At 71.6% G+C, this 22,634-nt stretch carries 23 protein-coding genes; 2 read left to right on the forward strand and 21 right to left on the reverse strand.

Annotation, left to right across the window (positions count from 1 at the left end; all coding sequences use genetic code 11):
* Window positions 1-6 precede the first annotated feature (6 nt).
* The 19 genes from gspN to WME89_RS53170 form a co-directional block, all read right to left on the reverse strand.
* The gene (gene gspN / locus WME89_RS53080; RefSeq protein WP_438007106.1) at window positions 7-1,320 is read right to left on the reverse strand and encodes a type II secretion system protein GspN; all 1,314 of its coding nucleotides are present in this window, start codon (window positions 1,318-1,320) and stop codon (window positions 7-9) included.
* A complete protein-coding gene (locus WME89_RS53085; RefSeq protein ID WP_438007107.1) occupies window positions 1,317-1,916 on the reverse strand; it encodes a hypothetical protein in 600 nt (199 codons plus the stop codon). The genes gspN and WME89_RS53085 overlap by 4 nt, the downstream gene beginning before the upstream one ends.
* A complete protein-coding gene (gene pilM, locus WME89_RS53090; protein WP_438007108.1) occupies window positions 1,913-3,394 on the reverse strand; it encodes a type IV pilus biogenesis protein PilM in 1,482 nt (493 codons plus the stop codon). The genes WME89_RS53085 and pilM overlap by 4 nt, the downstream gene beginning before the upstream one ends.
* A 66-nt stretch (window positions 3,395-3,460) precedes the next feature.
* Window positions 3,461-4,861 carry a general secretion pathway protein GspK gene (locus tag WME89_RS53095; RefSeq protein WP_438007109.1) on the reverse strand — a complete coding sequence of 467 codons (1,401 nt, stop codon included), beginning with the start codon at window positions 4,859-4,861 and terminating at the stop codon, window positions 3,461-3,463.
* 105 nt (window positions 4,862-4,966) lie between these two features.
* Window positions 4,967-5,680 carry a type II secretion system protein GspJ gene (locus WME89_RS53100; RefSeq protein WP_438007110.1) on the reverse strand — a complete coding sequence of 238 codons (714 nt, stop codon included), beginning with the start codon at window positions 5,678-5,680 and terminating at the stop codon, window positions 4,967-4,969.
* Window positions 5,681-5,682: 2 nt separating this feature from the next.
* Window positions 5,683-6,354, reverse strand: coding sequence for a type IV pilus modification PilV family protein (locus WME89_RS53105; protein ID WP_438007111.1), 672 nt, complete (start codon window positions 6,352-6,354; stop codon window positions 5,683-5,685).
* A complete protein-coding gene (locus tag WME89_RS53110; RefSeq protein WP_438007112.1) occupies window positions 6,354-7,055 on the reverse strand; it encodes a pilus assembly FimT family protein in 702 nt (233 codons plus the stop codon). The genes WME89_RS53105 and WME89_RS53110 overlap by 1 nt, the downstream gene beginning before the upstream one ends.
* Window positions 7,056-7,077: 22 nt before the next feature.
* Window positions 7,078-7,482: a prepilin-type N-terminal cleavage/methylation domain-containing protein gene (locus WME89_RS53115; RefSeq protein ID WP_437622647.1), complete on the reverse strand. Its 405-nt coding sequence runs from the start codon at window positions 7,480-7,482 to the stop codon at window positions 7,078-7,080.
* 38 nt (window positions 7,483-7,520) lie between these two features.
* On the reverse strand, window positions 7,521-7,934 hold the full coding sequence (locus tag WME89_RS53120) for a type II secretion system protein GspG (RefSeq protein WP_438007113.1): 414 nt from the start codon (window positions 7,932-7,934) through the stop codon (window positions 7,521-7,523).
* Window positions 7,935-7,941: 7 nt separating this feature from the next.
* Window positions 7,942-9,168: a type II secretion system inner membrane protein GspF gene (gene gspF, locus WME89_RS53125; protein WP_437622649.1), complete on the reverse strand. Its 1,227-nt coding sequence runs from the start codon at window positions 9,166-9,168 to the stop codon at window positions 7,942-7,944.
* Between the two features lie 8 nt (window positions 9,169-9,176).
* Window positions 9,177-10,952: a type II secretion system ATPase GspE gene (gspE, locus tag WME89_RS53130; RefSeq protein WP_438007114.1), complete on the reverse strand. Its 1,776-nt coding sequence runs from the start codon at window positions 10,950-10,952 to the stop codon at window positions 9,177-9,179.
* Window positions 10,949-13,591: a type II secretion system secretin GspD gene (gene gspD, locus WME89_RS53135; protein WP_438007115.1), complete on the reverse strand. Its 2,643-nt coding sequence runs from the start codon at window positions 13,589-13,591 to the stop codon at window positions 10,949-10,951. The genes gspE and gspD overlap by 4 nt, the downstream gene beginning before the upstream one ends.
* A 51-nt stretch (window positions 13,592-13,642) precedes the next feature.
* The gene (locus tag WME89_RS53140) at window positions 13,643-13,954 is read right to left on the reverse strand and encodes a hypothetical protein (protein ID WP_438007116.1); all 312 of its coding nucleotides are present in this window, start codon (window positions 13,952-13,954) and stop codon (window positions 13,643-13,645) included.
* A gap of 42 nt (window positions 13,955-13,996) precedes the next feature.
* The gene (gspC, locus tag WME89_RS53145; RefSeq protein WP_438007117.1) at window positions 13,997-14,980 is read right to left on the reverse strand and encodes a type II secretion system protein GspC; all 984 of its coding nucleotides are present in this window, start codon (window positions 14,978-14,980) and stop codon (window positions 13,997-13,999) included.
* A gap of 208 nt (window positions 14,981-15,188) precedes the next feature.
* Entirely contained in the window at window positions 15,189-16,601 is a 1,413-nt protein-coding gene (locus tag WME89_RS53150; RefSeq protein ID WP_438007118.1) for a sigma-54-dependent transcriptional regulator, read from the reverse strand.
* 141 nt (window positions 16,602-16,742) lie between these two features.
* Complete coding sequence (locus WME89_RS53155; protein ID WP_438007119.1) at window positions 16,743-17,300, reverse strand: isochorismatase family protein; 558 nt, start codon at window positions 17,298-17,300, stop codon at window positions 16,743-16,745.
* A 5-nt stretch (window positions 17,301-17,305) separates the two neighbouring features.
* The gene (locus WME89_RS53160; protein ID WP_438012082.1) at window positions 17,306-17,749 is read right to left on the reverse strand and encodes a hypothetical protein; all 444 of its coding nucleotides are present in this window, start codon (window positions 17,747-17,749) and stop codon (window positions 17,306-17,308) included.
* A 14-nt stretch (window positions 17,750-17,763) separates the two neighbouring features.
* Window positions 17,764-18,147 carry a (2Fe-2S) ferredoxin domain-containing protein gene (locus tag WME89_RS53165; RefSeq protein WP_438007120.1) on the reverse strand — a complete coding sequence of 128 codons (384 nt, stop codon included), beginning with the start codon at window positions 18,145-18,147 and terminating at the stop codon, window positions 17,764-17,766.
* 32 nt (window positions 18,148-18,179) lie between these two features.
* Entirely contained in the window at window positions 18,180-18,788 is a 609-nt protein-coding gene (locus WME89_RS53170) for a hypothetical protein (RefSeq protein ID WP_438007121.1), read from the reverse strand.
* A 117-nt stretch (window positions 18,789-18,905) separates the two neighbouring features.
* On the opposite strand from WME89_RS53170, the gene WME89_RS53175 reads away from it, so the two are divergent.
* Window positions 18,906-19,586 carry a TetR/AcrR family transcriptional regulator gene (locus tag WME89_RS53175; RefSeq protein ID WP_438007122.1) on the forward strand — a complete coding sequence of 227 codons (681 nt, stop codon included), beginning with the start codon at window positions 18,906-18,908 and terminating at the stop codon, window positions 19,584-19,586.
* 18 nt (window positions 19,587-19,604) lie between these two features.
* On the opposite strand, the gene hisN is transcribed toward WME89_RS53175, so the two are convergent.
* Window positions 19,605-20,384, reverse strand: coding sequence for a histidinol-phosphatase (gene hisN / locus WME89_RS53180; RefSeq protein WP_438007123.1), 780 nt, complete (start codon window positions 20,382-20,384; stop codon window positions 19,605-19,607).
* 95 nt (window positions 20,385-20,479) lie between these two features.
* Window positions 20,480-21,508: an alpha/beta hydrolase gene (locus WME89_RS53185; RefSeq protein ID WP_438007124.1), complete on the reverse strand. Its 1,029-nt coding sequence runs from the start codon at window positions 21,506-21,508 to the stop codon at window positions 20,480-20,482.
* Window positions 21,509-21,609: 101 nt separating this feature from the next.
* Here WME89_RS53185 and WME89_RS53190 point away from each other — a divergent pair, with 101 nt between their 5' ends.
* On the forward strand, window positions 21,610-22,608 hold the full coding sequence (locus WME89_RS53190) for an AraC family transcriptional regulator ligand-binding domain-containing protein (protein ID WP_438007125.1): 999 nt from the start codon (window positions 21,610-21,612) through the stop codon (window positions 22,606-22,608).
* The last annotated feature ends 26 nt before the right edge of the window (window positions 22,609-22,634 follow it).

A 22,634-nucleotide genomic window follows, 5' to 3' on the forward strand; every position in this document is an offset into this window, starting at 1 on the left:
AGAGGCCTATTCAACCGGAGGCGCGCCCTCGCCGTCCACGGGCGGCGTCGGCAGCGGCCGCGGCCGGTGGTCGCCCACATTCGGCGACTCGTCCTCCGTCGACGGCGGCGGCTGGGTCGGCCCGGGCGGGGGCGGCGGCGGGGCGCTCCCCTGGTCGTCGCCGTCCCTCGCCGTGGCCTCCGAGGCGCCGAGCGGCAGGTTCATGCCGCCGGGCTTCCTCGTGGTCGTGGTCGGGCTCGGCGCGTCGGTGGTCTTGCCGCGGCCTCGCGCCGCGGGCGAGTCCGCGGCGTGCGGGTCGAACCGCGGCTTCTTCAGCGCGCCGTGGACGTGCCAGCCGTAGAAGCCGTCGGCGCGCTTCGACCGCTTCATCTTGGGCTGCTGCATCTCGATGAGCCCCGGGACGTTCGACCCCGGCGCGCCGAGCAGCGACTTCGTGAGATCGCTCTTCCCCCGGTACGCGTCGGTGAACTTGAAGCGGACGTAGAGGTCCGCCGTGGAGTTGTTCCACGGCTCGCGCATGTTGACCTTGCCGTCGCCGTCGAGCTCGAGGTCCGAGCCGTTCGCGGTCATCTTCGTGACCTTGAGGACGCCGTCCTTCGCCTCCGCCGACAGGAGCAGCTCGCCCAGCTTGGCCTCCGGGAGCGCGATGAGCCCCTGGATCTTCGTCTTGCCGTCGCCGACCGAGACCTCCTTGGCCGACACCTCGAGCGCGCCGTTCGCCTTGTTGAACTTGCCCTCCGGCGCGTCGAGGTCGAGGTTCGCGCTCAGCGTGCCGGCGATGGGCAGGCCGAGGATGTCGCCGAGCGGGCCCACCTTGGCGAGCTCCACGTCCGAGACCTCGACGTGCATCTCGCCGCCCGATTTGCCCATCGGGACCACGCCCTCGACCTCTCCGCCGAAGACGCTCGCCCAGAACGAGACCCGCATCCGCCCGATCAGCAGGGGCAGGATCTTGAGCCGGGCGTGCGCCTCCTCGATCTCGATGACGCTCGGCTTCGGCGCGCCTTCCTTCGCGGCGTCGCCCGAGGCGAAGGCGGCGGCGGCGTTCGGCCTGCTGCCCGAGCCGAGCTCGTTCGGCGGCATGATGAGCCGCACGCCCCGCATCTCGACCCCCGTGAACCAGTACGCGTCGAGCTCGTCGATCTCGAGGCGCTGCGCCGGGCCGGCGCCGCGCTTCTGCTGCGCGCGATCGAACTCGGCGATCAGCCGGTCCTTGAGCCGGTCATAGGGGAACGTGAGGTAGCCGAAGAGCCCCAGACAGAAGAGGTAGAAGAGCGGATAAGCCGCCCATTTCGCGATCTTGAGGAGTCGGTCCTTCATGGCTCTTCCTCCTCGACGTTGTCGGCTGGGGGCGCGGCCGGCGCCGGGCTCGCCGGCTGGGGGTCGCCCTTCCGGTCGAACGCGGACACGCCGAGCTCCACCTCGTAGGAGTCCGGCTCGCCGGCGCGCGGCTTGATGTTCAGCCGCGTCACCGCGACCGGGTGGCCCGAGCTCTCGAAGCGCTCGAGCATCTTGGCGAGCCCGAGCATCCCGATCCTGTGCATCTTCACCACCGTGACCCGCTCGGTGTACTTCTTCCCGTGCGGGACGTCGGGGCGGTCCTGCGACTCGGCCGCCGCGAGCCCTTGCTGCTTCGCCGCGTCCTCGATGTAGCCGGCGAGGGGCGGCGCCGGCCGCGCGTAGCGCGCGACGAGCGCGTCCTTCTGCGCCTTGCGCTCGCTGACCTTCCCCGAGGCCTCGTAGATCGACTGGAGCAGATCGCGCACCTCCTGGTTCTCGGTGCGCTTGCTGGAGGCGACGCTCGCGAGCCCGATCGGCACGACCAGGAGCACGCACACCGCCAGGAAGCCGAGCAGGATGGTGAGGAGCCGGCGCTCGCGCGGCTCCAGCTTGTCGAGTCGCTCGCGGAGCGTCATCGCGATCCCTCCGGTTTGTCCGACGCGCCCGCCGAGGCGCTGTCCGCCGCGTCAGCCGCGCCGGTCTTCTTCTTCTTCTTGTCCTCGCACCGGAGGTCCAGCTCGAGGACGTACTTGTGCTTGCCCTCCGTGAACTGGCTCGTGCGCGTGATCTTCACGTCGCGGAAGCAGCGGTGTTCCTTCATGTGATCCGCGATGATCTGCGCGTCCGACACCGACGGGACCACGCCCTGGATGGTCGCGTGGCCGCGGTTCACGTCGAGCTCGACCACGTCGTGCGTGATCTCCTTCGGGACCGCCTTCGAGAGCTGCACCATCACGTCGAAGGCGTCGACGCGGGGCATCGGGTCCTCGTCGGCCGCCCCGGGGCCCTGCTCGAGCAGCTCGCGGGCCTTCTCCGGGTCGCTCGTCTCCTCGCCGAGGACGTCGTGGGAGGCGCTCGCGAGCGAGGCGAGCAAGAGCTCCCGCTCCGCGTCGAGGGTGCGCAGCTCCGCGACGATGGAGAACCCGAAGCTCAGCGCGATGACGGTGCCGAGGCCGGCGAGGATCGGGATCTTCTCGCGCAGGAAGGGATAGCTGCGCTCGGCCTCCAGCGCGCCCTTCCGGAGGTTGAACCCCTTGGTCTTCGGCGTCAGCCCGAGCGCCAGCCCGATCGCCTTGGCGAAGCGGGGCAGCGCCGTGGCCTGCTCGGCCGTGAGCCCCTCGAGGCGAGGGACCGGCAGCGGCAGGATCGTCAGGCCGAGCTGGGACTGCAGGAACACCTCCGCGCCCTGCGCGGTCGCGCCGCCGCCGACGAGGTACATCCCCGCGAGCGGCTCGCCGCCGAGGTTGCGCCACGCCGCGAGGGTCTGGCGCAGCTCGCGCGCGAGCGCCGGCGCCGTGCCGGGGAGCCCGGCCGTCCCCCGCGACAGCGTCCGGGCGAAGACCGGCTCCCCGCCGGAGAGGATCACGATCTCGGACGTGAGGTGGTCGAGGTCGAGGATCGCGATGGGCCCGCCCGCGCCGGCGGTGGGCGGCGGCGAGGTGAGCTCCGGCATCACCGCCTCGAGGTTGGCGAGCGCCACGGCGCCGAGCGCGACGCGCTCCGGCTCGAAGCCGAGCGCCTCCTTCACGATGGCGATGCGCTCGCGCACGTCGTCCGCGCGCGCGACGGCGGCGAAGACCGGCAGCGTCTCGGCGCTGGGCGGGCGCTTGAGGAGGCGGTAGTCGAAGACCGCGTCCTCCATCTCGAACGGCACCGTGGCCTCGAGCTCGAAGCCGAGGACGTTCTCGACCTCCTTCTGCGCGGCCGCGGGCAGATCGAGGCGGCGATAGAACGACCGCTCTCCGGAGATCGCGATCGCCGCGGCGTCGGGGCGGAGGAGCCCCACGGCGGCGCGGATCGCCTCGGCCTCGGAGACGGCGTCCGTGACGGCCACCTCGCCGAGCGCCTCGACGAAGACCCTCCTGTAGGCGGTGCGGATGAGCGCCGTTCGCACCACCGATTTTCCAGCATCTATCCCGAGCAGCCTGTGCATTTCCGCGCTTCTTCCCGGAGGGGTGTCCTATTCGATGCGATAGTAGATGATCGTCCCGGCGGGGTTCGATCGGATCTGCTTTTCGTACGCGTCTGGCGTCGCCGAGGCGCCGGTCTGACTGGGGACGGGCTGATTGGGGTCCGGCTCTTTCGGCTCGACTTCGGTGATCTTCGTCGCCCCTGTGAGATCGAGCACAGCGTGGACGCGCACGCGCGTCTCGCGCTTGTTCCCCGGGACGATGCCATCGGCATAGATGCTCAGGAAATTGGTCTTGTTGCCGATGAGCCCCTGCTTCTGCATCGCGCTCTGGTTCTGCTTGAACTTGACGGGCTCGACGCCCATGGCCTTGAGCTGCTGCCCCAGCATGGACCCCATGGACTGCCCTTCTTTCTGGGTCATGGCCGCGACATAATCGCTCGCGGAAGGGAAGATGAGCCCCCCGGTCATGCTCTGCACGAGCGAGACGACGGTGAGGAAGGCCGTCATCTGGTTGACGTCGGTGCAGAGCGGCGTCGCGGCGGGATCTGCCAGCATGTTGGGGCTGCACGTGAGCGCGAGGAGCGCCTGCGGGCTCGCCGAGACCACGTTGATGCCCTGCTTGCGGTTGCCCCAGACGGTCAGGACCCTCTTGTCTGGATCGTTCGAGTCCGGCTCGACGAACGTCGCCCAGAAGTCGTCGCTCATGCCCCGGATCAGCCGCAGCTCAGCGAGCGAGTCGTACGGGGCATTCTTGCGCTGATAGGGGAGGCCGAGCGTCTGGTAAAAGCTGTCCTCCGCGCCGTTCGAGACGGGGGCGTCCGGCGAGGGATCACAGCTGAAGGCCTGGTCTCCAGGGTCAGCCCAGTCGACGAGCGCCCCGCAGATGATCCTGCGGTCGGAGAACTGGCCGTCGCCGTCGCGCTCCTCGAAGAGCGGGTTGTACTGCGCGGGGGCCATGAGGCCGAGCAGCTGACCCCCGACGTCGATCTGGGCCTGGAGCCCGCCCACGTCGTCGGCGGCGCGGTTGATGTTGATCTTCGAGTCCTCGTCGATGATCTTGAGCTCGAAGCGGCCGCCGCCGGTGAGCCCCAGGTTCTTGCCCGCCGCGCCGCTCTCGCCCGCAGGCGCCGGCGGCGGCTCCGCGTCGGGCGGGGCGAGCTGCGCGTTGAAGGGGCCGAGGAACATGTCGGAGAACTTCCAGATCGGCACCTGGATGTTGCTCCCCTTCATCCCGATCATCGCGAGCATCGGCCCGATGGTCGTGCTGACGCTCGGCTCGGCGGCGATGAGCATCCGCGACAGGTTCACGGCGCTCTTCGCGTAGTACTCGGCCCGGAGCGCGTCGCGATCGGCGAGCGCGGCGGAGAGCTCGGTCGAGGTCTCCTCCTGGAGCTCGGTCAGGAACACGGTGAGCACCGTGATCGCGCCGAGCACCATGACCAGCGCCACGCCCCGGCGGTCGCCTCGCCTCTGGAAGCGGCGGCGCGCGCGCCGACCCCGGGCGGCGGGGGAGGCGCGCTCTGTCGTGCGGGGGCTCCTCGGGTAGCTCATGACTCAGGGCACCCCGAAGGCGATGGGCACCTGCATCGGGATGGGCACCTTCGTCTCGAACTTGATGGGCTCCCCGCCCGGCCCGCCGTTCAGGACCAGCGTCACCCACACCTGCGAGGGGAGCCGGTCGAGCTGCGCGGCGGGCTGCGTCGAGTCCCACGAGTCGACCCACTCCCCGGTCACGGGGTCGAGGTACTGCACATTGAAGCTCTCGATGTCCTCGGCGAGCACGTTGACGACCCCGCCCCTCGTGGGCTCGGTGTCGATGGTCTTCGCCTCTCGCCGCACGAGATCGAGCCTGTCGCGCTCGGGGTCGCGCGAGCCGAAATAGCCAATCTCGCACTGGTCCGACTCGTGCGCGTTCCTGAGGAGCCTCCGGTGCGCGAACGCGGTGAAGTCGACGCGGTCGGCGGGCGAAGAGTCCTGCCCGGCAAAGGCCGTGAGCCGCACCACGATGTTCTTGTCGGCCGGCTGGTGCCGGGACAGGAAGGCCTCCTGGAGCTCTCGCGAGATGCGGGCGATCGCGGCGCGGCCCTGGTGGTAGCGGTCGCTGATGCGCGAGATGCCCACGCGCGACCGGCTCATGCCGTCGAACGCGCCGTAAATCAGCGTCCCGATGAGCGCCAGGATGGCGACCGAGACGAGGACCTCGAGGAGGGTCAACCCGCCGGAGCGCCGGCGGCGCGCGCGGAGAGAGCTCGTCCTTCGCGCGGTCATGGTCAACTTCCTCCCCCCTGCCCACCGCCCGCGCCGGTCTCCTCGGGCTGGCCCATCTGGGGCACCGTGACCCACTGCACGAGCTCCAGCGTGTGCTCCTGCGTCCCTTGCTGCCAGGTCAGCCTGACCGTCACCCGCCGCGCGCTCGCCTCGAAGATGGGCTGGAGCGTCGGCGCGAGCATGTCGATGAACGGCTGGAGGAGCCCCGCGAGCCCGCCAGGGGAGGCGGCCTCGCCCCCTCCCGCGCCGCCGCCGACCAGCGACTGCGCGAGGTCGTCGAGGCTGCCGCTCGGGGCGGCGGTGCCGCTCGACTCGCCCGGCTTGCCGGACATGCCGAGCCCTTCGAGCCCGGTGTCGAGGTCCAGCTCGCCATACTTGGGCTCGGGCATCTCCGGCTTCTCGATGCGCCAGGAGCACTTGATGGAGGTCGACTCGTCGCCTTCGCAGCACGGCCCGTTGTCGGCCTCGTCGAGCGTCGGCAGTCCATCCTTGGCGAGCCGCTCCTCGATCTCGCTCATCTTGCAGCGCGCGAGCCCGTTCGCGAGGCTGATGTTCCGCGCGTGCGCCGCGGCCGAGAAGGCGCCGGCCTGCGCCGAGAGGATCGCGGTGAGCCCGAGGCCGAGGATGGCGACCGCCACCATGACCTCGAGCAGGGTGAAGCCGCGGGCGCGCATCAGAACCCCGTGTCCTCGCGCTCCGACTCCTCGGCGTCGTCGCGCGGCCTCGGCATGCTGGCCTTGCCCTTCTTGATCTCCGTCTTGCCGGTCAGCGGCGAGACCAGCACCGTCATCACGGAGTCGTCGGTCTCCTGCCCACCGAGCGAGAGCTGGATGGCGGCGCGCTCGGTCTGGCCGCCCGGCCAGAAATAGAGGTACGCGCGCCCCTCCGTCGCGGGCTCGTCCTGGTGCCCTGTCTCGACCTGGAGGAAGCGCACGCCGCTCGACAGCTCCTTGCCGGGCTTGTCGCTCGCGGGGTCGAAGCCGAACGCCTTCGCCGGCTGGAACGACGGGCGCGGCGCGCGCGGCCCCTTCAGGATCGCCTCGGCCTCGGCCACCGCCGCCTTCTCTGCCTCGGTGGCCGCGGCCGCGCCGCCGGTCCTGTCGTTCCTCTCGACGAAGAGCTCGCCCGTGGACTCCTCGAGCACGATCATCCGCTCCTCGAAATCGAAGACCAGCCGCATCGGCTTCGACTTCGCGTTCGCGTGGGCGTAGGCGACCCGGACGGCGCCCGCGAGCAGCGCCGCGCTCCGCTTCAGCCGGGCGCTCGTGACGGCGCCCATGCCGAGGATCACCGAGCCGGTGATGAGCGCGATCACCGTGACGGAGATCAGCACCTCGACCAGCGTGACTCCCCTCGTGCGCAGGCGGCGTGTCATGGGCGCTCCTCCGGGAACGGCGTTACATCTCCGCGATCTTGTTGACCTCGGACTGCCGCATGTTGTCGCGGATGTCGTCCGGGGTGTTCTCCTTCTTGTCCTTGCCGACCGAGAAGACGCGTATCTCGCCCTCGTCGCACTTGATCCGGTACGGCTGGCCCCAGGGGTCGTCCGTCCTGTTGGCGTCGATCTGCTTCGCGCTCACGAGCGCCTGGATGGTCGGGCAGGCCTCGCCGCCCGCGCCCAGGTTCTGGTACTGATCCGCCGCCGTCTTGATGACCGACGTGCCGGTGTATGCGCTCCGGACCTTCGCGGCCTCGAGCTTCGGCCACAGCACGAGCGTGGCGCCGCCGGCGATGACCGCCATGATCGTCACCACGATCAGCACCTCGATCAGGGTCACGCCCCGCGAGAGCTTCCGGCCCAACCTTCGAATCCTCTTTGCCCTGTTCGTCTCCATATCTCTCACTCCACCCTGTCAAGGCCGCCGACTTCGCCGTCCGGTCCGTCGCTCATCAGATCGTATCCTTCCGGATCCCTCCTGCCAGGGCAGGTGAGCCGGAGCGGCCTGCCCCACGCGTCGACCGGGTCGATCGCGAGGTACCCCTCGCGCTTCAGCTCTTCCAGCGAGGCCGGGCACCGCCGCTCGTGATCGGCGCGGTACAGCGTGATCGCCCCGTGGACTACGGACAACGTGGCGCGGGTCGATCGAATTCCCACGAGCCGCCGCTCCCGCGCGCCGAGGAGCAGCAGGAGGAGCACCATGCCGAGGCCGGCGGCGAACGGCCGCGCCCGCGCCACGCCGCTCCGCCGGAAGAGCCCGCCGCCGCGCTCCCAGGGGAAGAAGATCGTGCTCTCTCGCTGCCTGCGGCGCCCCATGTGCCCTCTACCCGACGAAGTTCGACATCTGCATGAGCGGCATGAGGATGGATATCGCGATGAACGCGACCGCGCCGCCCATGATCACGATCATGAGCGGCTCGAGCAGGCTCGTGAGCACCTGGACGCGCATCTCGACGTCGTTGTCGTAGGCGTTGGCCACGTTCTCCAGCATCGCCTCGAGCTGCCCGCTCCTCTCGCCGATGGCGATCATGTGGATGACGATCGGCGGGAAGCGGCCGCTGCGCTTCAGCGGATCGGCGATGCTCTGGCCCTCGCGGATCGACCCGATGGCGTCGGCGATGACCTTCTCCAGGGCGGCGTTGCCGAGCACGCTCCGCACGATGTCCATGGCGCTGAGGAGCGCGACGCCCGACGACAGCAGGGTCGCGAGGGTCCGCGCGAAGCGCGCGATGGAGAGCATCTGGATGAGCTTGCCGAAGATCGGCGCCCTGAGCACGAACGTGTCCCACCGGAGCCGCCCCTTCGGCGTGCGCAGCCAGCGGCGAAACCCGTAGATGGCGCCGGCGAGCATGAGCAGCACGAGCCACCAGTAGCTCGCAGCGAACTCCGAGGTGCCGATGAGCGCCGCGGTGTACCAGGGCAGCGTCTGGTCCATCGACGCGAAGATGTCCTTCACGTTTGGCACGACCGCGATCATGAGGACCGAGATGAGCCCCATGCCGATGATCGCCATGAGCGCCGGGTAGGCGAGGGCGGCGGTCACCTTGCCGACGAGCTTCGCCTGGTTCTCCATGAAGACGGTCAGGCGGAGCAGCACGCCCTCGAGCGTGCCGGACGCCTCGCCCGCGCGCACCATGCTGACGTAGAGCGGCGGGAACACCGTGGGGTGCGCCTCCAGGGCCTTCGCGAAGCTCGTGCCCTCGCGCACCTGCTCGCGCACCTGCGTGAGGACCCTCTTCAGGGACTCCTTCTCGACCTGCTCGATGAGCGCGTTGAGCGACTCGAAGAGCGGGATGCCGGCGCCGATGAGCGTCGCGAGCTGGCGGGTCATCATGGCGACCTCGGACGTCGAGGGGCGGCCGGCGAAGGCGAAGAGCTTGAGATCGCGCTTCGCCTTCGCCTTCGCGGCCTGCTCCTCGGTCGCGCCGGTGAGCATGATGCCGTCCTTGCGCAGGGCGACCCGGAGGGCCTTCGCGTTCTCCGCGTCGCGGACCCCTTTGACCGGCTTGCCGGTGCCGACGAGGATGCCTTTGTATTCGAATACCGCCACGGCGTCCCCTACTCGTCGACGATGACGTCTTCCTGTGTCGCCGCGAGCACCTCCTCGACGGTGGTGGTGCCCTGGAGCACCTTGCGCGCCCCGTCGTCACGGAGCGTGTCCATCCCCTGGGAAATGGCGACCCGCTTGATGGTCTGCGCGTCCGCGCTCTTCAGGATGAGCGGGCCCACCGCGTCGTCGATGATCATCAGCTCGTAGATGCCCCGCCGGCCGATGAAGCCCTTCTGGTTGCAGGCGTCGCAGCCCCCGGGTTTGTAGAACACGGACCGCTCGATGTCCTGCCCGATGTAGTCGTATTTCTGCCCGTGCACGCCGTACCGGTTCGAGAACTTCCGCCGGGCCTTCCAGGCGAGCCGGTCGTGGTCGAGGCCGAGCTGCTGGAGCTCGTGGTCCGAGGGGCGGTAGGCGACCTTGCAGGTCGGGCAGAGCAGGCGCACGAGGCGCTGGGCGAGGATGCCGATCACGCTGCTTCGCACGAGGAACGGCTCGATCTCCATCTCGACGAGGCGCGTCACGGCGCCGGCCGCGTCGTTCGTGTGGATGGTCGAGAGCACGAGGTGACCGGTCAGCGACGCGTGGATGGCGATCTCTGCCGTCTCCTTATCGCGGATCTCGCCGACCATGATCACGTCCGGGTCCTGCCGGAGGAAGGCGCGCAGCGCCGAGGCGAAGGTGAGCCCGATCCCCGGGTGGACGTGGATCTGGTGGATGCCGCCGATCTCGTACTCGACCGGGTCCTCGGCCGTGAGGATGTTCCGGCTCGGCTCGTTGATGCGGTTGAGGCAGGCGTAGAGCGTGGTCGTCTTGCCGCTGCCGGTCGGGCCGGTGACGAGGATGATGCCGTCCGGCCGCGTGATGAGCCCGTCCATCAGGGCGTACTCGCGCGGCGCGAAGCCGAGGTCGTCGAGCCCGAGCAGGACCGACGCCTTGTGCAGGATACGCATGACGATCCGCTCGAAGCCGCGGCTCGTCGGCACCGTCGAGACGCGGATGTCGACGCTCTTGCCCGCGATCTTGAGGGTGATGCGGCCGTCCTGCGGGAGCCGCTTCTCGGCGATGTTGAGCGACGCCATGATCTTCACGCGCGCGATGATCGGCGCCATGAACTGCTTCGAGGCGCGCTTCGCGACGTAGAGCTCGCCGTCGATCCGGTAGCGGACGACGACGTCGCGCTCCTCGGGCTCGATGTGGATGTCGCTCGCCCGCTCGCGGACCGCCTGCGCGAAGAGGCCGTTGACCCAGGCGATGATCGGGGCGTCGTCGTCCGAGTCGATGATGTCGACGAGGTTGTCCTCCTCGAGCGCCGCCTCGCCCTCGAGCTTCGTCCCGCCGTCCTCCTTCTTCTCCCAGATGCGGTTGATCGCGTTCAGCACGACGTCGCTCGTGGCGACGGCGATCTCTACCGGCTTGCCGAACAGCGCCCGCACGTCGTCGATCGCGGTCGTGTCGAGGGGGTCGGCGGTGGCGCAGTAGACGACCCCGTCGTGCTCGGCGAGCGGCAGGATCTTGTGCTGCTTGGCGTAGGTGATCGGCACCCGGCTCGCGAGCTCGAGCGGCACCGCGTCGATGTCGATGCGCTGGAGGAGGCCGACCTCGCACTCCTCCGCGAGCGCCCGCGCGATGCTCGCCTCGTCGGCGATGTTGGACGACACGATGAGGTCCGCGAGCGGCTGCCCGCGCTCGCGGACGGTGTCGTAGAGCGGCGCGAGCCGCTCCGCGGGGACGACGCCCCGCCGGACCAGGATCTCGCCAAGGTACTGCTGCTGTGTGCTCATTCGACGCGCTCCATCTGCCGCCCGCCGCCGATCGGCCTCCGCGAGGGACGCGGCGGGGGCGCGGCCCCGTTCGGCGGCGGGGGCGGCGGGGCGTCCCCGTCCATCTCGACCATACCAGGCGCCATCGCCCCGCCGGCGCTGCCGGTCTTGCCGCCGAACACGGGCAGCCCCACCGGCTCCACCGGCGAGTGCTCCATGGGCCCCTTCGGGCGCGCCTCCTCCTCGAGGCGCGCGCGCTCCTCCTCGGTGAGGATCGACTGCCGGATGTCCTCGACGAGCCCGTTCGCCCGGCCGAAGTCGCGCGGCGGCTCCCACGCGGCGCTGTCGCTGAAGACGAAGTAGCGGTCGATGAACTCCTGCCGCTCCTGCATCTTGCGCTCGAAGATGGCCCGGAGGTCCTCCTGATCCCGGATGACGTAGGGCGTCAGCACGAGGAGGAGGTTCGTCTTGGACTTCTGGGTCTTCCGCTGCCGGAAGAGGAACCCGAGCACCGGGATGTCGCCCAGCACCGGGATCTTGGTCTCCTGGGTGGTCATGCTGTCGCGCACGAGGCCGCCGATCACCACGGTCTGCTGGTCCCTGACGATGAGGGTCGTGCTCGCGGTGCGCTTGTTGATGGGGATCGCGCCGAGCGCGCCCAGGGGGGCGCCGGCGTCCGAGATCTCCTCGGTGAGCTCCAGCCGCACCTGATCCGAGTCGTTGACGTGCGGGATGACCTTGATCTTCGTGCCGACGTCCTGGCGAGCGGCCGTGCCGGTTGTCAGCCCGCCGAGCAGGCTGCCGAGCCCGGCCGCGCCCGCGGCGCCACCCGCCGCGCCCGCCAGGCCGGCGAGCGAGCTGATCCCGCCGCCCACGTTGGTCTGGAGCGGGATGTTCTGGCCGATCGAGATCTCGGCCGGCACGTTGTCGGTCGCGAGGATGTGCGGCGTCGCGAGGATGTTGGAGTCGCCGTCCTGGGCCATCGCGTGGAGGACGATGCCGAACGCCGGGATCGAGAGGCCCGGGAAGATGTTGTTCGTGCCCGGGAGCTCGGGGCCCCGGACGCCGAGCGCGAGCGCGCCGAGCTGATCCTGCCCCGGCAGACCGGCCACCGAGGTGAGCACGTTGTTGCCGCCGTACACCAGGCTGTCGTCCGCGGCCCGGCCCTCGAAGGTGTCGCCGCCGTGGTAGCCGATGCCGAAGTCGAGCGAGCGGTTGACGTTCACGTCCATGATCACCGCCTCGATGAACACCTGCCGACGCGGCTCGTCGAGCTCGTCGATCACGGCGCGCAGCTGGGCGTAATCGTGGGGCGACGAGGTGATGAGGAGCTTGTTGCTCGCCTCGTCGCAGGTGACCTTGACCTGGCCCTCGAAGATGTCGTCGGTCGAGCCGGGCACCGCGGGGGCGTTGCGCGCGCCCGCCCTGCCGCCCACGGCCGCGGCGGCGCCGCCCCCCCCGCCGCCGCCGAGCACCTGGTTCAGCGTCGCCGACAGCTCCTTGCAGCCGGCGTGCTGGAGGGAGAGCACGTGGACCTGCCCCTCCCCCGACTGCGGCACGTCGAGGCGCTTCAGGATGCCGAGGACGCGCAGGTAGTCCGGCTCGGAGGCGGTGATGACCAGCGAGTTCGTCCTGTCGTCGGCGATGATGCGCGCGCCGGTGCCGCCCGCGCCGCCCCGGCCGGGCCTCCCGCCGCCCCCCGCACCCCGGCTGGGGTCGACGATCTCGTTCAGCTTCGTCGCGACCTCCGCGGCCGAGCCGTAGTGGACCGGCTGGACCCACAGCTGATCGCCGGCGCCCCCGACGTCGATCTCCTCGACGATCCGGAGCATGCGCTGGATGTTCGACCCGGTGTCCGTGATGATGAGCAGGTTGCCGGGCGGGTAGACGGTGACGTCGCCGTCCTTCGACTTGAACTTGGTGAGGACGCCGCCCGCGTCGTTGGCGTCGATATGGGACAGCCGGTACATGCGGGTGACGAACCGGTCCTCCGCGGGCACGGGCGCGGCGGCCCCGAACACGGGGGTCGTCTCCGACACGGCGCCGGGCGTCTCCACGATCTTGAGGAAGCGGCCGTGGGGGATGACGGTGAGGTCGTTCGAGGCGAGGATCGACAGGAACGCGCTGTACGCCTCGGCGACGGTCACCTTCTCCGGCGCGTACACCGTCGCCTTGATCTGCCGCAGCTTGCCGCCGTAGATGAAGCGCCGCCCGGTGATGTTGCTGATCGCCTTGACGAGCTCGGGGAGGTCGGCCTCGTCGAGGTTGAAGCTGACCTTGTAGCCGCCGGGCTTCGGCTTGAACTCGATCTCCTGGACGCCCTGCTTGACCGCGGCGAGCGGATCATCTCCGGTGTCCGCCGCGGCGCCCGGCGTGCCCGCGCCGGCCGCTGGGGCGCCCGCGCCTGGAGCGCCGGCCGCTGGGGCGCCCGCGCCTGGAGCGCCCGCCGCTGGAGCGCCCGGCGCGCCCGCGCCCGGGGGGATCCCGGGGCGGCCGGGCGCCGGCGTGCTCTGGCCAGGGGTCCGCAGCACGGGCGCGTTGCGGTTCGCGGGCTGCGCTGCGGCGGGCGGGGCCGCCGCGGCGAGCACGAGCGCCGCCACCGGCGCGGCGAGGAGCCTCCTCCGGAGGCAGCGGGGTCGCTCGAGGGTCGTCATCACCATCAGTCGGCTCGATATTCGTTGCGTGGGTTGGTAAAGGGGGGGCGGCGCCGCTCAGTCGGCGTCCGGCGCGCTCGGCGCGCTCTCGCGCTCGGCCTGCGACGGGAGCCGCGACCGCTTCGAGCGGGATGTCTTGCCCAGGGCGCTCTTGCTCGTCCCGGCGGTGGCCTCTTGATCGGCCTCATCGGTCGTCTCCGCCGCGGGCCCATCGACGTTGCGGGGCGGCAGGACGGCCCTCGCGACCGACACGAGGACGAGGCTCATGACCGCGACGAACGTGAGCGAGCCGAGGACGAACGTGCCGATGTACATCAGGGTCCGCCGGAGCAGGCTCCCCTCGTTCAGTCTCCCGATCCATCGCGCCATTGCCGCTACCCTGCTTTCGTCCTGGGATTCAGTCCGCAGCGCTCACTTGATGTTGAAGTCGATGTTCATCGGCTTGCCCTTGCGGTTGACGCTCACCGTGAGCCGGTCCGCCGTCCGGAGCCGCGCATAGGCCTCGAGGGCCTTCTGCGGGTCGCTCATCTCAAACCCGTTGATGCTGGACAGCCGATCTCCGTTCTCCAGGCCGAGCGTCCCGAGCAGCGAGTCCGGTCGAATCCCGAACAGACGGATGCCGACCACCTTGTCGCCCTCCTTCTCGGGGACGATGCGCGCAGAGCGCATCAGCTCGCCCTGGTTCTCCAGGATCTGGTCGACGGCGCTGCGCTCCACGTTGAACTCCGTCTCGCTCACCCGCTGGATCTTCGAGGCGATCTCGGGCGGGACCTTCTTGCCGCCGCGGGCGGGCGCCTTCGACGTCGACGTCGTGGCCGGCGCCGCGGGCGCGGGCGTCGCCGCGGCGCTGGCCCGCGCGCCGGCGTTGTGGCCGCCCACGATGGCCTGGCACCGCGAGCTGCCGGAGGTCAGCCAGACCCGGTCCCACCCCACGTAGTAAACGGTCTGCCCGCTGATCTCATCCCCTTGCCGTCGCAAGATCGCCTTGCCGTCCGAGCCGGCCATGGCCGCGAACGACCACGCCGGATCCTCGGCTTGCGTGATGAGCAGGACGCGGGCGCCGTCGCACGAGGGATCGGCGTACGGGTCCTTGTTGTTCATCTCCTGCTGGACGCTCGGGAGCTCGACCGGCTTGCCGTCGAGCGGCCCCGTGACCGAGTCGAACGGGTTGCGCGAGAGGATCGCCCCGGCGCTCGTCGCGTGGTCCGTGTTCGCGCTCGACCCGAGCCCCCCCGCGCGCGACGGGGGGCTCGGCGGCGGCGGCGGCGGCGCGTCGACAGCGACGCTGGAGGCCACCAGCTGACCCATGCCAGACGCCTGGAAATAGGCGGCGAGCGCGATCAGCACGCCTAGAACCCAGGGAAAATACCGCTTCAGGATCGCGTCGATGCCCATGCGCCCATGCTCCTCTAGGCGAGTTCCATGCCAGCGGCCAATTGCTGACAGTTCCCCATCATTTTCACGGAAGTACGGTAGCCGTCCCGCCAAGGTGACGCACCCGCGGCGCGCGGGGCGGCCTCGATTGCCAAAGTGACAAATGGATTTTCACGGGGGGTGCCGGCGGGCCGGAGCGGGCCCTGACCGCCGGGGTGCGCGCGCCGCGTCACTCCAGCTCGCCGAGCTTGCGATAGATGGTGCGCGTGGAGATGCCGAGCAGCTGCGCGGCCACGGACTTGTCGCCGCGGGCGTGGCGGAGCGTCTCGCGGATCAGCCTGCGCTCGACCTCGTCGAGCGGGGTGCCGACCGAGAAGGTGAGCGAGCTCGGCTCGGCGGGGGCTGCCTCGCGGATGAAGTCGGGCAGGTCGTCGACCGAGAGCTGGTCGGCGCGGCAGAGCACCACGGCGCGCTCGATCACGTTCTCGAGCTCGCGGACGTTGCCGGGCCACGTGTAGTCGGTGAGGCGCGCGAGCACGTCGCGCGGCGCCTCCAGGCGGGGGCGGTTGTTCTTCGAGCAGTAGACGCCGAGGAAGTGGTCGACGAGGAGCGGGATGTCCTCGCGCCGGGTCCGGAGCGGGGGCGCCGTGATCGCGATCACGTTGAGCCTGTAGAACAGGTCCTCGCGGAAGCGGCCCGCGGCGACCTCGGCGCGCAGGTCCTTGTTGGTGGCCGCGACGAGGCGGACGTCGGCGCGCACCGTGTCGCCGCCGACGGGCTCGTACTCGCCCTCCTGCAGCACGCGGAGGAGCTTCACCTGCACGGCGGGCGAGAGCTCGCCGATCTCGTCGAGGAACAGCGTGCCGCCGGCCGCCTTGGCGAAGCGGCCCTCGCGCTTCGCGAGGGCGCCGGTGAACGCCCCGCGCTCGTGGCCGAAGAGCTCGGCCTCGAGGATGGTCTCCGGGATGGCCGCGCAGTTGACCGCGACGAACGGCCCCCGCGACCGCGCGCTGCGCTCGTGGATGAAGCGCGAGAGCAGCTCCTTGCCGGTGCCGCTCTCGCCGAGCACGAGCACCGTGGCGCTCGAGGGCGCCGCCTGGGTCGCGATGTCGAGCACGCGGCGGAGCGTCGGGCTCGAGCCGACGATCTCGCGCTTCGTGAGCAGCTTGATCTCCTGGCGCAGCGAGCGGTTCTCGGCGACGAGCGACTGGCGCTCGGCCGCCTTGCGCACGCTCTTGATGATCGTCATGCGCTTGAGCGGCTTCTCCACGAAGTCGTAGGCGCCCTCGCGCATGGCCTGGACCGCTGTCTCGACGGTCCCGTACGCGGTCATCATCACGACCTCGGTGTCGGGCGCGATCTGCTTCAGCGCCCGGAGCAGCTCGAGCCCGCTGACCCCCGGCATCATCAGGTCGGTGAGGACGACCTCGACGCGGCGGCTGCGCACGATCTCCAGCGCCGCCTTGGCGCTGTCCGCGGTGATGACCCGCATGCCGTCGCGCTGGAAGATCTTCTCGATCGAGGCGACGTTCGACGGCTCGTCGTCGACCACGAGGACCGTCGGTGCGCCGGGCGGCGGCGCCGCGCCCGCCGGCGGAGGCGCGCTCGGCGGGGGTCCGCCTTGTGCCAGATCGTCAGCCATGCGCCACTGTGTCACAGACGGTGGCCGGATGTCCACCAGGTGTCCGGCTGAGCACGGGTCTGACAAAGTCCGATCGGCGCGGCTGACAAAGTGACACGACGACGTTGTCAGAGCGTCCGGCCCGGCGAAGCCGCGGCCAGCTCAGCGGATGAGCTTCGACAGGTGCCGGAAGTCGTCCGTCCCGGCGACCCTGAGCCAGTCGAAGACGACGGTCTCTGCGGTGGTGATGGTGGCGCCCGCCGCGCGGCAGAGGTCGAGGCCGGCGAGGCGGTGGTCGTCGCGGCGCGAGGCGACGCCGTCGAGGGGCACGTGGACCGTGACGCCGCGCGCGGCGAGCTCGCGCACGGTCTGGAAGACGCAGACGTGCGCCTCCATGCCGACGACGATCGCGGCGCGGGGCGCGCGCTGGAGGAACGCGCGCTCGAACTCCAGGGCGTCGCAGGCGGAGAACTCCATCTTGGGGAGGACCGGCGCGCCGGCCTCGGCGAGCTTCTCGGCGAGCGGCGCGATGGTCCGGCCGAGCCCCGCGGGGTACTGCTCGGTCGCGATGACGGCCGCGCCGAGCCGCCGCGCCGCCTCGATCAGCACCGTCGCGGCGCGGGTCAGGGCGGCCATCTGGGGCGCCGGCATCGCGGCCGCGAGCTTCTCCTGGACGTCGACGACGATGACCGCGCTCGCGGCGGGCTCGAGCCTTCGCATGGTCGCTACCTCGAGGTCCGGAAGCTCCTTAGGAACCGGAGCAGATCGCTCCGCAGGTCGAAGCGGAGCAGCGCCTCGCCGAGGACGGCGCCCCCCTCGCCGACGAGGACGCCGGGCAGGACGGTCATCGACGCGAGGAGGTCGCGGGGGCGCACGGTCTTGCGGCCGGCGAACGCGCAGCGGCGCCCGTCGTTCGCGGTGAACTCGAAGGAGTAGGGCAGGGTGCCGGTGCGCGCGAGGTCGAGCCCGAGCCGCCCGGTCAGGTAGCGGTGGTCGGCGAACCCCTCGGCGTCGATCTCGCCCTCGATCTCGACCTCGGGCTTGCGCAGGAAGTGGAGCAGGCCGCGCGAGCGCGCGCGGATCGTGAACGACATGGGCCGCTCGTCGGCGGGGGACTCGACCAGGTGGAAGCTCCCGGCCATGGTCTCGCAGAACTCGAAGCCGCGCATCACGCCCCCGCCCATCACGACGCCGGGGGCGTGCCGCGGGGCGGCGCCGGCAGCGGCGGGCCGGCCGTCGCCTCCGTGAAGTCCTCCGGCGGGAGCACGAGCCGCTCGACGCGGCCGCCCGACGCGAGGGCGTCGACGATCTCCGGGATGTCCGCGGGGGTCACGCGCCCGTAGAAGTAGCCGTCGGGCTCGACCGCGATGACCGGGCCCACCCAGCAGACGTCGAGGCAGCTCGCGGAGCAGGCGCGCGCCTCGACCTTCGCGAGGCCGCGCTCGGCGAGGGCGGCCTTGAGCTGCGCGTGGAGGCCCTCGGCGCCGCGCTGGGCGCAGGAGCCCTTCGGAACGCCGTCCGGGCGGCGGTTGACGCAGACGAAGAGGTAGCGTTTTCGCTGGGGCACGGGGCGGATCCTCGTGCGCCTGCGGCGCCAGGTCAAGCTGGGCGGGCGCGGTGCCGGCGCAGCGCCAGGTTCACGATCCCGATCGGCGCCACGACGAGCGCGACCGCGAGCCCCATGACGGCCACGGCGAGGCCCGCGAGGCTCGCGAGCGCGAGCCAGAGCACGTCGATGGCCGCCGGGCTGGAAGAAGGTGAGTCCACGCGCATCTCCCGGCGGAGCTCGCCCACCGTGCGGTCGAGCAGCGCCTCGAAGGGGCGGCCATACAGGCTCTCGCTGCGGCGGCCGCGGAGGAACGCGCGGACCGTGCGGCGTGGCGCCGAGAGCAGCCCCGCGAAGAGGCCGCCCAGGTTGAGCTGCCACGCCGCGGCGAAGTCCTTGCAACCGGCGCCGAGCTCCCAGGCCGAGATCTCGAACTCGCCGATCGTGCTCGTGTCGTAGCCCGTCAGCACGTGGTGCAGGTCGTGGTAGCGGACGGCGTGCACGCGCGCCCGCGTGTTCGGGAACGGAACGGGGAGCGGGCCGAGCTTGAAGTCCACCCACGCATCCCCGTACCCGCCGTCCGCGCCGAAGCGGTTCACGTCGAAGTAGATCGTCCGCGCCGCCCGCATCGTGAGGCCTTCGTCGTAATGCACCAGAGCCATGGCACCACCCTCGTTCAATGACTTAAGTCAGTGACCATGGTCATTCTTAGGGCTCGCTCTGTCAAGGGGTACACCCGGCTTGACTTGGAACTACAGGCGCCAGCAGATTGCGCGGAGATGAGCAAGGTCAGCACAGGCCCGACAAAACGCCGGAAGGGGGCCGCCGCGCCGGCCGCGGCGGCCGCGCCGGCGCCGGAGCGCGGCGGGCGCGCCGCGCAGAAGCTCGACACCCGCCGCCGGATCCGGGACGCCGCGTGGGCGCTCTTCACGGAGCTCGGTTACGACGAGACGACGACCAAGGCGGTGGCGGAGCGCGCGGAGGTCGCGACGGGGACGGTGTTCGTGCACGCGCGCGACAAGGCCGACCTGCTCATGATGGTGATGCACGACCGGCTCGCGGCCGCGGTCGACGCGGCGTTCGAGGGGCTGCCGCGCAAGGAGCCCCTGCTCCCGCAGCTGCTCCACGTGTTCAAGGAGCTGTTCGCGATGTACGGCGAGCAGCCGGTCGTGTCGCGGGCGTTCGTGAAGGCCTTTCCCGGCGCGTCGGGCCCGAACGGGGAGCGGCTGAACGCCCTCACGTTCGCGTTCCTGCACCGCATCGCGGGCCTCGTGCGCGACGCCCAGGCGCGCGGCGAGGTCGCGGGCGACATCGACCCGCTCGCCGCGGCGCACAACATCTTCGCCCTCTACTTCGCGGCGCTGCTGTCGTGGCTGAGCGGCTTCGCGACGCTCGGCGCGGCGCTGGATCCGGGGCTGAAGGGCGCCCTCGCCCTCCACTACCGGGGGCTGCGGGCCTGAGGCGCGCGCCGGCGCGCCTCAGCCGGCGGCGCGGAGCGCGGCGAGCACCTCGGCGTGGGCGCGCGGGTCGCCGGCGGCGACCACGTCCCCGGCGCTCGCGGCGTCGAGGGGGCGGCCCTCCCAGTCGGTCATGAGCCCGCCGGCGCCGGTGATCACGGGGACGAGCGCCGCGAAGTCGTGGAGCTTGAGGCCGTGCTCGACGACGACGTCGACGCAGCCGCTCGCCACGAGGCCGTACTGGTAGCAGTCGCCGCCGTAGCTCAGGAGCTTGGCCCGGGCCGCGACCGCCCCGAAGGCGCGGGCCGCCGCCGGCGGGAAGTACTGCGGCCCCGTCGTGGAGAGGCGCGCCAGGGAGAGCCCCGCGCAGGCGCGGACGCGCGCGGGCTCGCCGTTGAAGAGCGTCTGCCGGCCCAGCGCGCCGAGCCAGCGGTCGCCGAGGACGGGCTGATCGATGACGCCGAGGACGGGCCGGCCCCGGTGCAGCAGGGCGATGAGCGTGCCGAAGAGCGGCTTGCCCGTGATGAACGCCTTCGTCCCGTCGATGGGGTCGAGCACCCACACGAGCTCGGCCCCCTCGTTCTCGCGGCCAAGCTCCTCTCCCACGATCCCGTGGTCCGGCGCGGCCGCGGCGAGGAGCTCGCGTATCGCCGCCTCGGCCTCGCGGTCCGCGACCGTCACCGGGCTCGCGTCCGCCTTGTCGTCGGCCTCGACGCCCTTGCGGAAATAGCGCCGGATCACCGCGCCGCTCGCGTCCGCCAGCCGCTGGGCCAGATCGACAAGGTCCTGGGTAGGGGTCATCGTCCGCGTCCTCCACGAGGTCCCCACGAGGCGAACCCCAGGGCGCGATCCAGTACGCGCTGCGCGCGCGCACCGCAACGGGCCCGGCGCGACGCTCAGGCCCGGTGCGCAGGCGCGCCGGCGCCCGGGCGCGTCGACGGCGGCCGAGCGCGCGGCGCCGGCGAGGCCGCCGACAGGCACGCTCGGAGGTACGACCCCAGGGTCTCGGCGCCCCGGGCGCCCTCGGGGTGGTACTCGGCCAGGACCGGTCCGTTGTGCGGCATGTCCCGCAGCACGTCGAGCATGACGTCGACGCCCGCCGCGCGGGCGCGCCGCGCGAGATCCACGCCCTCGTCCTGGAGGCGCTCGGCGTCGCCGACCTGGATGAAGAGCGGCGCCAGGCCGTCCAGGCGCGCGTGCAGGGGCGACAGCCGGGGATCGTCGAGCGCGAGCGCGCCAGCGACATCGCGCGCCTGGCGCGCCAGGCCGTCCCTCGTGCCGTAATCGGTCGGATCGTTCGCGCGCGTCGAGGCGCTGCTCGCGGCGAGGTCGAGCCAGGGAGAGATGAGCGCGGCGCAGCCCGCCTGCGCGCCCCTGTCGCGCAGCGCGAGCTGGGCGACGAGGGCGAGGTTGCCGCCGGCGGAGTCGCCCGCGAGCGCGATCTCGCCCGGCGCGTGGCCCCGCTCGACCAGCCCGTCGAAGGCGGCGAGCGCGTCCTCGAGCTGGGCGGGATAGGGGTGCTCCGGCGCCAGGCGGTAGTCGATCCCCACGACGCGCGCGCCGCTCGCCAGCGCGAGCCGCGCCATGATGTCCGCGTGGGTCCTCGTGGAGCCGTACAGGTACGAGCCGCCGTGGAAGTAGAGGACGACGCCTCGCTCCATCGCGCCCGGGGGCTCGAACCAGACGGCGGGGACGCCCTTCAGGGAATCGTTCGTCCGCTGGACGCGCCGGACGGCCTTGTCGGAATACCGGCGCGCGTCGAGCTCGGCCCGGACCCTGGGATAGGGCCAGTCGAGCATGTCGCTGAAGTCGCGGCGGAGAAACCGGACCACCCACTCGAAGCCAAAGCCCCAGCTCGGGCGAGCAGGCCCGCGGCGGGCGCGCTCGACCGCCGTCTCCACGAATGCGAGACTGAACATCTTCATGAGGCGCAGCATCATGGCGAGGAACGTAGCCCGCGCCCCCCGCGGAGGCGGCGGCCGGACACGCCAGATCGCATGGCCTCGCGCGCCATCCCGATCGTCGGATGACGCCGCGGGGTAGCGGCGCCGGCATCTCGGGCGCGATGGCCCTGCGCCTCGTGCGGTTCTTCGCGGATCGCGCCGCGGACCCGGCGCCGCTCCTCGCGGCGCTCGGCGCCACGGAGGGCGAGCTCCGGCGGCCCAGCTGCCGCATCCCGTACGCCGCGCTCGACCGCGCCATCGAGGCCGCGGCGTCGCGCGTCGGACCGGCGGGCCTCGGGGCCGCGCTGGCGCGCGTGAGGGACGAGGAGACGTACGGCGTCGCCGCGCTCCTGCTGCTCGCCGGCCCCTCGTTCCGCGACGGGCTCGCCCGCGCCCTCGCTTACCAGCGCGTCTGGGGCGACGGCGAGCGCTTCACCCTGGGCGCGCGCCGAGGCGGCCTCGCCGTCCGGTTCGAGCACCCCGGGCGGAGCGCCGTGGCGCGCGCGGTGCTGGCCGAGTGCGCGCTGGTCGAGATCGTCGACGCGGTGCAGCTGCTGACCGGCAGGCCCGCGGACGGCCACGCCGTGCAGCTCCGGCACGACCGGCTCGGCCCCGACGGCGCGCTCTGCGCGGCGCTCGGCGTCTCGCCGGCGTACGGCCGCGCCGAGAACGAGCTCGCCCTGCCCGCGGAGGTGGTCGAGCGCGCCGTGGTGGCGCCGCCGGAGTTCCTGGGGCGCGCGCTCGAGCGCATCGCCCTCACGGCCGTCGCCGCGCTCCCCTCGTCGGCGTCGCTCTCCGAGCGCGTCGGCTCGATGCTCCGCGCCGAGCTCGACGTCGCCGCCCCGCGCCTCGAGAGCGTGGCGCGGCGGCTCCACATGAGCGCCCGCACCCTGCAGCGCCGGCTCCAGGAGGAAGGCACGAGCTTTCAGGACCTGGTCGACCGCGAGCGCCGCGCGCGCGCCAGCGACCTGCTCGACCGCGGGGCGAGCGCCAAGGAGGCGGCGCTCCTCGTCGGGTTCGCCGAGCCGGGCAGCCTCTCGCGCGCCCGCAAGCGCTGGAGCGCAGGCGCGCGAAGGGGCTGAGCCGCTTCGCTCCAGGCCGCGTCAGC

The organism is Sorangium sp. So ce321 (genome assembly GCF_051530195.1).
GTDB lineage: Bacteria > Myxococcota_A > Polyangia > Polyangiales > Polyangiaceae > Sorangium.